Origin of the sequence: Secundilactobacillus folii, from assembly GCF_009720675.1 — a bacterium.
Classification (GTDB): domain Bacteria; phylum Bacillota; class Bacilli; order Lactobacillales; family Lactobacillaceae; genus Secundilactobacillus; species Secundilactobacillus folii.
The window spans coordinates 1-12,606 of the sequence record NZ_WNJO01000003.1; the positions used below are offsets into that span (position 1 = coordinate 1).

The window sequence follows — 12,606 nt, forward strand, 5'->3', positions numbered from 1 at the left end:
AAAAAATTTGTGTATCCACTCAGCAGTACTTTTAAACAGCTACTTTTACGTTGAGTTAAAGCTAAGTTAACGTATTCCACAGGCTGTCAAAATTCGAAACCTACCTCCACCAAATCCCACTCGTATTAAAAAACCGGCTGATAAAAAGCACAAAGGCCTCTACCAACCGGTTGTTCACTTTTAGAAATTAACATCAGAAATGCTTTGACAGCATAATATCAACAATTAAAAAATACCAGTCATTTAACTTCGAAACTAGTTATCCTCGTTCCCACTACCAGGTGATTTCTGACCCTTTTTAACTTCGTAGGATTTAGCGCCGGTTCCGGCTAAGCTACCACCTTCGGCAATCAGATATTCTGGACGGATCGGCTTATTCTCCAAGAAGTCTTCCAGAATTTCTCGAGCACCGGCAGCATAACGTGCTTGAGCAGATAACGTAGTCCCTGACATATGTGGAGTCATCGCTTCGTGTGGCATCGTTCGCCATGGGTGATCCTCTGGTGCCGGCTGTGGATACCAAACATCACCTGAGTACCCACCTAACTGGCCAGAGTTAAGTGCCCGGACAATTGCATCCCGATCGACTTCTTCACCACGACCGTTATTAACGATATAAGCACCACGCTTCATCGTTGCAATCAGGTCATCGTCAAACATGTGGTAAGTGTTGGCGTACAGTGGCGCATTAAGTACCACTGCGTCAACAACTTTAACCATTTCGTGGACATCTGGATAGTAGGTCAAACCAAATTTCTTCTCAACGTCCGCAGGCAATTGATGGCGTTGGTTATAAACCAACTTAACGTCAAATGGCTTTAAGCGTTCGATAACGGCCCGACCAATTCGACCAGCACCGATGATTCCCACTGTCATGCCCTCGATGTCATAGGCTTGAGCAACGGCGTCAGCAATGTTCCAACCGCCGTTTCTGATGATATCATGCGCCGGAATGAAATTCCGAACCAGAGCTAATAATTGCATAACTTCAGCTTCGGCCACACTAACACTATTTGAATACGTCACTTCAGCAACGGTAATATTATGTTCATTAGCAGCATTTAAATCGACGTGATCAGAACCAATTCCAGCGGTAATAGCTAACTTAAGATTCTTAGCTTTTTCGATTCGCTCAGCAGTCAAATAAGCTGGCCAGAATGGCTGGGAAATCACTACGTCAGCAGTGGGAAGCTCCTTTTCAAAAACCGAATCGGGACCTTCCTTGTCAGAAGTTACGACATACTCCACACCTTTAGATTCCAAATACTTCTTCAGCCCAAGGGCACCAGAAACACTTCCAAGGAGCTCTCCGGGCTTGAAATCAATACTCTCAGGGGTTGGGACGGTTGAACCATCAGGGTATTTGGTGATCTTCGGGACATCATCACGAACGTACTTTGGCGGGAACCCATCAACAGGGTCCGGATACAAGACAGCTAAAACTTTTGTCATTATAAACACGCCTTTCTTAAACTTGACTCCACAACCCCCGACGTTATAAGTGTAGCACAATATTGCAATCGCTTTCATTAAATTCCCGTGGCAATCACCTTGACTAAGTTTGAAAGGTTAGCCTGTAAAGCTAAAAAAATTATATATTTTAAATGAGATAACTTTGGCTGAATTGCCTATTTTTTCAGGAAGAATAGCTCTGGTTTTAGCAGCGGAAATGCTTAAAAAAATATCGATCTATTTTTAATGATATCCTAATGAATTAATAGAGGATAATGCTTGGTAATCTCAACTTTTTAGTTCAATAACCGTTTTTATTCCAGCAACAATAGAAAAATAACGTTGACAAGTTTATCCGCTTCTGTTAGATTTTAATTAAAGAAAGGGAGGAATGCTAACGTGATTAAAATCAACAACATGCAAACAGTATCATCCTCCTGGTCTACAGCCATATCTGTGTAGACCCGTTTTTGCTTACATAAAAGGTCTTGCAGACTTGAATTAATTTCAACTGTGAGGCCGTCAATATTTCGGACTAAGCGCCCTCACAGTGTCTGCTGTGAGGGCTTTTAATTTCTATTTATTTTTGGAGGCTAGTGCCATGACTGTTTATAATTTTGCTGCTGGACCGGCAACGTTACCCAATGAAGTAATCACCCAGATTCAAGACGAACTTCCTTCACTGCAGGGAAGTGGCATGAGTATTTTGGAAATTTCCCACCGTTCATCGATGTTTGATGACATCATCAACGCTGTACAAGCAGATCTGCGTGATCTGATGAAGATCCCAGACGATTATGAGGTACTGTTCTTTCAGGGTGGCGGCACTGGTCAATTTGCCGCTGTCCCTATGAATCTGGCGACTGATCACCACCGAATCGCACTATTAGACAGCGGGCACTGGGCGGCAAAAGCTGGTGAAGAGGCAAAACAGTTGGGCTACAAAGTTGATACGCTAGCCACCACAAAGGCAACGCACTATGACCGGCTACCCGCACTGACCATGACTATGCCAGACGACACCTACGATTATCTGCACATCTGCACCAACAACACGATTGAGGGTACCGCCTATCATGAGCTACCAAAAACTAACCACGTGCCGCTGGTAGCAGACATGTCATCAAACATTATGGCACAAAAATACGACGTGGCGGATTTCGATTTAATCTTTGCTGGCGTCCAAAAGAACCTTGGCCCCGCCGGTGTGACAATCGTGATCGTTAAGAAATCACTGATCAAAGAAGTGGACGGAATCCCCAGTGTATTTAACTATCAATTATTTGCCAAGAAGAATTCGATGCCAAACACGCCGCCCGTCTTCAACATTTACGCCACTGGCTTGACCCTTAAATGGTTGAAGAAAGTCGGTGGAATCGATGAGATGCAGGCCCGCAATCAAAAAAAGGCCAGCCTGCTTTATGACTTTTTAGACCAGTCCACACTGTTCAATAATCCGGTCAAGCACCAAGACCGTTCCTTGACGAACATCCCATTCATGACTGGGGACGCCAAGTTAGACTTAGCAGTGGTTGATGATTTGGCCGCTCACGGTTTAATGAATTTAAAGGGTCACAGAAGCGTTGGTGGCTTACGAGCTAGCCTATATAACGCCATGCCGTTTGAAGGTGTTCAGGCACTCGTCAATGAACTTTACCGCTTTGAAAAAGAAATGTAATTTTAATTCATTTAGGGGGCAAAAATAATGTATCAAGTGAAAACTTATAATGCAATTGTACAAGCCGGCTTTGACCGCTTTACAGACCAGTATCAAATCAACCAAACCGATGATGCCGATGCTTATTTGATCCGGTCCGTTGATCTCCACCAGCAGGTCTTTCCCAAGAACTTAAAGGTCATTGTGCGGGCTGGTGCGGGCTTTAACAACGTCCCGTTGGATAAAGCAACCGCCAATGGAACTGCGGTGTTCACGACACCCGGCAGTAACGCCAACGCGGTCAAGGAACTGATGATGGCAATGCTGGTCGCGGCATCACGAAATTTATTTGCTGCAGCAGACTATGCCGCCCATAATAGCGGTGCCGATATTTCCAAGCGGACTGAGCGGGACAAGACAAAGTTCAATGGCACTGAACTACTGGGCAAACAGTTGGCAGTGATCGGTGTCGGCCACGTCGGATCGTTAGTCGCCAATGCTGCTAGCCAATTAGGTATGCAAGTGATCGGTTACGACCCCTATTTGTCATCAGATGCTGCATGGCGCATTTCAACCAAAATCAAGCGGGCCAAAACGTTAAACGCAGCCCTGAAAAATGCCGATTACGTCACGGTTCACGTACCCAAGAATGAAGAAACCACTGGTATGATTGGTGCCAAAGCCTTGAGTGCCATGAAGGATGGCGTCACCGTCTTTAACTTTGCCCGTGGCGGAATCGTCAATAACACTGAGATGTTAAAAGCTTTGGACAGCGGACACGCAAAGGGCTATTTCACTGATTTTGGCAGTGACGAAATTTTAAACCGTCAAGACGTCGTGATCACTCCCCATATCGGCGGTTCAACTGGTGAAGCCGAAACTAATGGTGCGGTTCAAGGGGCTGAAACAATCATGGACTTTCTGGAAACCGGCAACGTCCTCAACAGTGTCAACCTGCCGAATCTTTCTGCACCGTTTAATACCCCTTACCGAATCACTGTCATGCACCAAAACATTCCCAACATGGTTGGCCAAATTGCCACCGCACTGGCTGACGCCAACATCAACATTGAAAACATGAGCAACGCTGCCAAAGACAAAGTAGCCTATACGATCATCGACGTTCAACACCTTCAAAAACACGATGGTGAGATTATCGATTGTCTTAGCCATATCGACGCGGTGTATCGGGCAAGGTTGTTACGAAAGTAGGCAGTTCAGCCGTATCGGCATTAATTCAAGTTTGTTTTTTTGCAGATCTAAATGAAATTACGCGATAGTCCGTCAAGACTCGGTTAAGTTCCAGAATGAAAACCAATAGCGTCGCGGATATCCAGCTTGGAATCCGCAACGCTATTGGCTTTTATGGTCAAGAAAGGTATTTTGACACACTTCTTGCATAACAGATCAAGAAAAAAACCGGTTTGCGCTGTCCCTACCCAGTGCAAACCGATTTGCCTAATATGACAACTTTGCAAATTGTTGGGGAACGCAGTGCAAAGTTTATGTTGGTGTGAAGGCGATTTTGGAAAGGTGCAAAGGTTGGAGACCCATTGCAATAAAATAGCAGTAACGTTCGCCTTCACGACGCTGCAATGATTCGTCATCACCGGAGCGTTGTATATATGTGTTGCAGCTTGCCACATTGCCCCCGCAATATGGCAAGTACAGCTAAGTAAAATTTGAAATGCGACTAACCCCTACCGTTCAGGTGTGACCAACAGTGTCTCGATGCTCTCTCCAGCATCCTGTGTCCGCCAATTAATTGTTACTTAAACAAATCAAAGCTTAGACGCATTTCAGATTTTAAAGTGGGACCCCCGTATTAAAACTCTAGCCAGAAAGTTGCTGCATAGAATATTTAAGCAAGAGCACCTTTAATACGATTTAATTATCGCCCGTGGTTGCAGTAAATACAATGGGTTTCATATTCCACTTTTTTTGAATTTTTTTAAAAAAATGGAGTAACACATCTTCGTGAACTTGTGTACTTCGCTAGAAAAAAATCTATAATAAGGTATAATTTATTGTGGAAGGGTAAAAAGGAAAATGATTGGAATGGGAGCCCATGGACTACACGTTTTTACTGTCGAAAAATGACAACATTTGTTACAACATTTTGACCCGTTTTACCCAGCAGCCTGACCAAACGTTGAATAAAGAAGAGCTTACGCAATCATTGTCTCTAACGACGTATCAAATCAATAAATATTTTGAGAGCATGAACGCAGACCTTGCACTTATTTCAAAGGGGGAGCCATGTTATTTAGACGAACCAAACAGGGGTCAATGGCAAGCATTCGGGTTAAATTCTTTTAAATTACAAAAAGTTGCACTCCTATATTTAAATCGTTCACCATTATTTACCGCACTTGAATACCAATTTTTCTACGCCAACCTATATACCAAAAAAGAGTATGTGGCTGCTAATTTCATGAGCAGTTCGGTGTTCTACCGTTCACTGGATGCGCTGGAAGATATCTTGAAAGACCATCATTTCTATCAAGCTAGTAGCCTTTATGCAAGCCGCGAATTTACTATCCGCTTGCACTTGTTTCAACTGTACTACACCATGTATAACAGCGTGTCAGATCCCTTTGAACCACTAAACCCCTTGGTTGCTGATATGATCAGTGCTATTCAATCCCAGTTGCCTGATCATTTAAACCCTACTCAAGAAACCAAGCTGTCAACGTTCCTACGTGTCTGGCTGTTACGAATGCTTAACAAACATCCAGTGGAAAAGGGCCAACTGCAGATCAAACCAACGGCGGCCAGTCAATCAATGATGGCTCAGCTTCAAGACCTTTTAGCAGACCAGCTCAAACTGGATCAAACGGAATTCGATTATTTGTACAGTTTTTTAGTTGCGCAAGGCTTTTTGGGATTTGACAAGATGCGCGAGATGGCGAGAAATATCCCAGCCGTTAATGAACTGACTGAACAGTTTATGGCTGAGATCAAGAATAGTAATGTGCTACTGACAACTCACTTCATTAATGACAGTTCACTTAAAGAAAGTTTACTTAGCATTCATTTTCAGTTCACGACGTTTTATATTGAACCGACGACCTTTATCGATCCAGGTCAAGTTGACTTTTTTGCCGACTTGTACCCTGCTTTCGACGTTGCTGTATCGCATAATATCACTAAGATTCAGCAGCGAAAAGATGTGCGTCTAACTCAGAAAATGGCGATTAACCTCTATTTTAGCTACATGTTTGCACTGATCAATTCTATTCCGCCTGCACTGATGCGTGACCAAGTACACATTTGCGTGGACTTTTCTCAGGGCGTGTTATATACCAACTACGTGATTGGTTCGCTTGACGCATTCAATCACGCCCACCTCATCATTGACAGGCATTTAACCCCTGATACAGATATTTACATTTCAGATTTTCATTCACCAAAAGTTAAACAGACTCAAGTGATCTGGCAAGACCCGCCAACTCCGGTAGATTGGTCAAACCTAGCTGATTTAATTCTTGACACCAAGCGCAGCAAACTGCCGCAATTATTTCCAGATCAAGACGTTAGTACGAAAGGAAGTGACACGAATGAGCCTCAGCAAAACCGCCAAAAGTAAATGGTTAGCAGCTTGCCTATTCTCGGCCACTGTGCTAGCTGGTTTTCAACTGCAACAACAGCAGGTTCACGCCCAAGATGGTACTCCTACCACAGTTGTTGTTACACCAAACAATCAGCAGGGTACAACTTCGGTAACAACGGCCACTAGTCCCAATAATGGCTCACTGTCTGGTGTTGTGAATGGTTCCTTTGGTAACGATCCTCACACGACCACTTCGAATAACTCGTCATCGTCTACAAGTTCAACAAACTCTGGCAATGGTTCGAACCCGCTTGGTAGAGGTTCATCGAGCGCCACAAGTGATTCAACCTCAGCTGGCAATCCTAAATCAACGGATCCAGCTAGTTCGAGTGATGCTTCTCATTCATCATCTAGTACTTCAAGTTCAACTAATACCAGTAGTTCAACAGCTAACGCCAGCTCGAACAGTTCCTCAACTTCAACAAACTCTGGTTCAAACACATCAAGTTCAGCAACGCAACCAAACGCCACTCAAAATAATGGTCAGAACAGTTCATCAACAACTCAAACGAACGGTAATACCCAAACTGCCTCAACTTTTGGCAAGCTCACGATCAATACCTTCGATGGTCTCACTCATTCACTGCTAAACACCAGCGAATATCCATATGCAATTGGGACATCGATTACTGACAAGAACCTCTACATTCCAGAGGTGCCTGGTTACGGATATGTCGGCAACGTTAATACTGATGTACCGGCTAGTTTCACGACTAACGATGCCACACTGAATTTGAATTACATGCCACTGTCTCCGATTGACGTGAACTACATTGATATGTCAAACAACAAAAGGCTTTGGGGGTATTCAATGGACACCTCAAAGGCAAACGTTGGCCAATCATATCAGACTAATTCGTTTGTCATCCCGTTTGCCGGGTATAAATTTAACCATGTCAGCGATAACTCGATTGGTACGATTGAGCAAACGGTTAAATCAGGTACGGACTTGAACCCCATCGTGGTTAACTATTACTATCAGCCAGAAGCTGGCACAACTGCGGTAGATATTGATACGTCAAACTGGACGACCACAGCGCAAACCACGCCGATTCAAAATACCAACGATGTGGTTTATAGCTACTACCTCACTAGGGATGAATTGCCTGCTCAGCTAATTGCTCAATATGCTGGTTCAACAAGTCAGAATCATTTGATTACTACGACAGTTGATCAGCACAATAGTGCAACAACTACCGACACCAGCACGGATACAGTTAACGGGCACGCACCAAGTACTTCCAGTACGCCTAATCGCAATAATACCAATCAAACTGGTGGAGCATCGACTACTGTGCCAACAGAAGGTAACTCTACTCTCGGACCGACTGAAAGCTCAACGATAGTGACACCTAACTTCAGAGAACAGCCAAGTAACCCAACCGCTACCCCAACTGCAACGGTGACAGTCATCAATAACAGCGGTCAACCTGTCAGCCAAACCACTTATACTGGTCAAACTGGCGAGTTGGTTCGGTCTGAAATGCAGTCTGACTTGAACCATTTACGTGATTCTGGCTATGTTATTTTGAGTAATGGTGTCAAAGGGAATACCCGTTTTGATGGGACTAATATGGCCTTCACCGTTAAAGTTACGCAAATAAGTCAGGCAACTAATCCTTTTAAGCACAATACAATGCCAATCGTGGCTCAACTAGGTGCCGCTTCTCAAACGGCTAATCAAGACAATGGTTCAAACACTAACGCTGCCAACTCTTCAAGTGCTCGGCAAAATGAAAACCAAAATAACGCCAATCGTGCTAACAGTCAAAACCGAAACGCTCAACACCAGACGATCGCGTCAAACAGTGCCATTATGACAACCAACGTGAACGATGCTCAACGAAGTTCTCAGACTCATCGACAAAACGTTGTCAATAATGGTCAAACCTTTGGCAGCCATGCCGCTGCAAATGGTGGTGGCGGAGGTTCAAACAACTCTGGTTTAGCGGCTTATTTCATTAGCATTTCTGGTAAGATCAACCTTGGCGCTCGAGCATAGCACAATTACAAAAGGTCAAAATAAGCTGATAAAATAAGATTATTAAAAACACTTGATATTCGTCAAGTGTTTTTGTGGTGAATTAAAATTTAGAAGTATGTATAAGAGGCGACGCTAAATTCAAAATTAGCGTCGCCTTTTTTAAAGCTCATTATTCATTTTTAACTCTTAATTATTATCCTTCATAGGCTGCCAAATCATCTCGTTCAGCTAAAATGTCACCTAAGTTGACCTTGACTGCTGTTTCGCGAGCCTTGACCGCATCCGCAAAAGTCAGATAACTATGATTCAAAACGTACTGCCCACGAATCATTAAACGGGCCACCCAACGTTTTGAACGGGTATCATAGGAAACACCTGTGACTCCCGATTTATTTGTCCGTCGCCGTTTCATAATTGACACGACACTTGTCCCATCCACCTGCAGTAAGTTCGCCACTTTAGCCCGGTTTTTAATTAGCCGGTCGTTAGTCTGCATCACCTCACGACCACGTTCGCGTCGCAGACAGCCACACGACTTCGTATAACCCTTCCTCAGCAGGTAACTATCAACCACCACTTCTTTTCCGCAGTCACAGCGGCATTTCCATTGTGCATTACCGTTTTTACCACTCCCGGCAAATGCAGTCACGGTTAACCGGCCAAAGCGATGGTTCGTCAAATCGATTCGTTTCATAGTCATCAATCCCCCAATTTAATGCTGTGTAGACGCTGACGGTGTCAGGTCAGAATCAGAAACTTCGGTGTGCTTAATTTGACGAGGGTGCCGAGCACGATAGAGATCCATTTCAAATAAGCCAAATAGGCATAACAGCAAACCGATGCCAACAAAAACGGCTTCGGTCACTGCATCTCGATGTTGCTGAGTCATATGTGCCGTGGCGGCATTGGCCACTACTGGCAAATAGCTTAGACCAAAGGAAAACGCTATTAGAAAAGCACTCCCGAGATAACCAAACTTGGATGTATGCTGTAAACGATTCATAGTGCTCGACCCCCTCTAAATAAAGTTGTATTTCACTTCTCATACTACGCTGAAAGCCCTTAATTTCAACGGGTTTGGGGATACCTTGTCTCCCACTTTTTTAGAAAAAATTGAAAAAAATGGTGACGACCCGCTAGCATCATTAATATCAGTGGAATCCAGAGAGAATGTTACTTAAAGATAAAAAACAGGCCAATTATTCCAAATGGAAAAATTGGTCTGTTGATTCATTTTTAAGTAATCAGTTTTAGCGCTAATTTACCACGATTGATATCCATCTTGCTCAGCGGATTCTGCCAGATTTGAGGCTGAACAACTTTTGCATACTGATAAATATCTGTGAAACTTAAGCCGGCATACATCAGGTCCGTCGCTTTTTTAGAATGCAGTAATCCAAGAACGTGGCCAAATTCATGAGTGATGATCCTCGCGTACTCAACCTGACGGGCCGTATTCGCCACCGATGCATCAATCAAGCTGTCGACTGCTGTTGTATCATCTGCGCCGGAACGTGCAACATTAGCCTTCATGTATTTACTAATCGTTTGTTTCTCACCCAGATAAGCATTTTGATCGATCAAAACCGTCTGACTCAGAGGTTGCCACCACGCGACTTCTGCAGACTGTTGATTTTGATGATTGGTTGTTAGCTTGACAACCAAAGTGTGATGCCGTTTGGAACCCTTGACGAAAACTTTCTTCCCCAAAGCGTGGTTCCAGTTGTTTTCAGCCACCCGAATTGACTTAGCAAGTGGCGGTTGCCGCGTCTGATCATACACCCAAACCTTGTTGTGGCTGTCAAATGCCGTTTGAAAGCCCTGATCGATGTCGTACAGGTTTAGAAGCGCATCTTCATGGGCAAGATAGTAATGTCTGGAACGCGATAATACGCTTGCTGAGGGCTGAACGGTTGTTTGCGCCGCATCAATCGTACTAAAACCAATGACACCGATAATCGTTGTCAGCATTAAAATCATCCAGTGACGCATGACGATTCCTCCGTTTCCAAAAAAATCATGCCTTAATAGGCATAATTTGCGTTAAAAAAGCGCCAATATCTTTTGCCAGTTGCCGTCCCTGTTCACTGTACGTCATCACATGAGGTGCCCCAGGATAACGTTTCAGGGTTACCGGAGCGGTGGGCGCCAAGTAATCCGCCAATTGCTGTCCAATACTTCGGTCAAGTAATTCATCGGCTTCAGCCTGAGCAATAAACACCGGCTTGGTCAATCCTGCTAAGGAATCGTGGACGGGTACCGTATATTCTGAAATGGCCGCTAGCATCTCATTTATGTGGTGCGATAAGAACCGCATCTTATCATTAATCTCAGCTTCCGGCAACTGCAACTTAGTATACCAATTTTGACATTCTTTGAGGAACCGCTGAGAAACCCGGGATTTATCCACCTCAAACAGTGGCGTGTCAATCGTGCCGCCAGTGATAACCTCATCAAATTCCGCGAGTGCTTTCATGGCAAACAAGCCGCCAAGTGATTCACCGAAAATTGCAATTTGCTGGTGCCCATCGACTTCTAATTGATGAAGCGCTTTGATAGTGTCCTGCCACCAAATCTCTGGTTTCCCCTGCATGAAAATCTGTTTAGGATCCGCTGTACCGTGACCCGTAAACATGGGTCCAAGTACTGTGTAACCTAGTTTCTGCAGGCTACGTCCTAAAACACGAACGTCATTTGGCGTGCCAGAAAAAGTGTGCAGCAAGATAACCGCCTGGGGGCCACCCTGAAAGTAAAATGCCTTTGGAAGATCCATTTTTTCACCGCCTAAAAATACTTGTGAATTGCTCGTTAGACTCATTTTACACTATTCCACGCAAAAAATCGCACTTCCACTTTAGAAGTAGGAGTACGATTTTTTGTCAATCTTTATTCAGTGACCTGATGGCGACTAACGCCACCATTAACGATCGTCAGCACATCATTTAAGGCGATCGAAACCATGTTAGAAACCGCGTCATCCGTGTAAAAGCCAATGTGTGGGCTGACACTGACGTTTGGCATCTTCAGCAGTTCATCCAACTGGGGATTATTGAAGTCATCTCGGCTAGACCAATCTTGACTGACCAACTGGTTATCACCTTCAATAGTATCAATTCCAGCACCTGCAATTTCGTGATTCTTTAGGGCGTCCACAAGGTCCTGAGCCACGACCACCGGACCCCGGGAAGCATTGATCAGGAATGCCGTGGGCTTCATCATTTTAAACACTTTAGCATCGATCATGTGGTTCGTTTCATCCGTGAGCGGTGTGTGCATCGTGACAATATCGGCCGTCCGATAGACCGTTTCGTGATCGGTATAGGTGAGTGTGTCACCAAGTTCCGGACGGTGGATCGGATCAGCAGCAATGACCGTTGACCCCAGCGCTTTAAAAATCCGGGCCACGGCACTACCAATTTTACCAGCGCCGATAATGCCGACCGTTAGATTATGAATCTCGTTAGCTTCCAACCCATTCCAGGTAAAATCATGCCGATTTTCACGTTCGTGGGTAATTCCCAGATGACGGATCAGATACATCACGTCAGCTAATACCAATTCACTGACCGAACGTGGTGAATACGCAGGAACATTGGTCACCACCAACTGATTTTCAGCGGCTAGTTTGAAATCAATGATCTCGTAGCCGGTAATCCGCAATGTGATTTGCTTGATGCCAAATTCATGTAGTCGCTGATAAATTTTGGGTGACGAAATCGCCCCGTGCTGCTGAATCACGATCCCATCATAACCCTTAGCCAACTCAACCGTCTCTTCATTTAACGGCACCTCATTGGTATCGACTTGAACGTCTGAATGCTGGGTCATCCATTCTTTAACGGCAACTAATTCGTCCTGACGTGCGTGGTAAAATAAAAATTTCAAAATCGTTTCCTTCTT

At 44.3% G+C, this 12,606-nt stretch carries 10 protein-coding genes; 4 read left to right on the forward strand and 6 right to left on the reverse strand.

Translation table 11 applies throughout. From position 1 onward, the window contains the following. Positions 1-255: 255 nt before the first annotated feature. Complete coding sequence (locus GM612_RS03085) at positions 256-1,452, reverse strand: NAD-dependent formate dehydrogenase (protein WP_155430933.1); 1,197 nt, start codon at positions 1,450-1,452, stop codon at positions 256-258. 601 nt (positions 1,453-2,053) lie between these two features. Between GM612_RS03085 and serC the strand changes: the two genes are divergently transcribed. From serC to GM612_RS03105, 4 genes are all read left to right on the forward strand, one after another. Then, a complete protein-coding gene (gene serC / locus GM612_RS03090; RefSeq protein WP_155430934.1) occupies positions 2,054-3,130 on the forward strand; it encodes a 3-phosphoserine/phosphohydroxythreonine transaminase in 1,077 nt (358 codons plus the stop codon). Between the two features lie 27 nt (positions 3,131-3,157). Continuing rightward, on the forward strand, positions 3,158-4,321 hold the full coding sequence (locus tag GM612_RS03095; protein WP_155430935.1) for a phosphoglycerate dehydrogenase: 1,164 nt from the start codon (positions 3,158-3,160) through the stop codon (positions 4,319-4,321). An 856-nt stretch (positions 4,322-5,177) separates the two neighbouring features. After that, positions 5,178-6,698 (forward strand): BglG family transcription antiterminator, encoded by a 1,521-nt coding sequence (locus tag GM612_RS03100; RefSeq protein ID WP_155430936.1) that lies wholly within the window; start codon positions 5,178-5,180, stop codon positions 6,696-6,698. Then, complete coding sequence (locus tag GM612_RS03105) at positions 6,670-8,724, forward strand: mucin-binding protein (RefSeq protein WP_155430937.1); 2,055 nt, start codon at positions 6,670-6,672, stop codon at positions 8,722-8,724. The genes GM612_RS03100 and GM612_RS03105 overlap by 29 nt, the downstream gene beginning before the upstream one ends. 175 nt (positions 8,725-8,899) lie before the next feature. Here GM612_RS03105 and GM612_RS03110 read toward each other — a convergent pair whose 3' ends face one another. From GM612_RS03110 to GM612_RS03130, 5 genes are all read right to left on the reverse strand, one after another. After that, entirely contained in the window at positions 8,900-9,400 is a 501-nt protein-coding gene (locus GM612_RS03110) for an alcohol dehydrogenase (RefSeq protein WP_246147523.1), read from the reverse strand. 18 nt (positions 9,401-9,418) lie between these two features. After that, positions 9,419-9,709, reverse strand: a complete 291-nt coding sequence (locus GM612_RS03115; RefSeq protein ID WP_155430938.1) for a hypothetical protein — start codon at positions 9,707-9,709, stop codon at positions 9,419-9,421. Positions 9,710-9,942: 233 nt separating this feature from the next. Next, a complete protein-coding gene (locus GM612_RS03120; RefSeq protein WP_155430939.1) occupies positions 9,943-10,698 on the reverse strand; it encodes a matrixin family metalloprotease in 756 nt (251 codons plus the stop codon). A 25-nt stretch (positions 10,699-10,723) separates the two neighbouring features. Next, entirely contained in the window at positions 10,724-11,479 is a 756-nt protein-coding gene (locus tag GM612_RS03125; protein WP_173021205.1) for an alpha/beta hydrolase, read from the reverse strand. Positions 11,480-11,592: 113 nt separating this feature from the next. Further along, positions 11,593-12,594: a D-2-hydroxyacid dehydrogenase gene (locus tag GM612_RS03130; RefSeq protein WP_425500327.1), complete on the reverse strand. Its 1,002-nt coding sequence runs from the start codon at positions 12,592-12,594 to the stop codon at positions 11,593-11,595. Between the last annotated feature and the right edge of the window lie 12 nt (positions 12,595-12,606).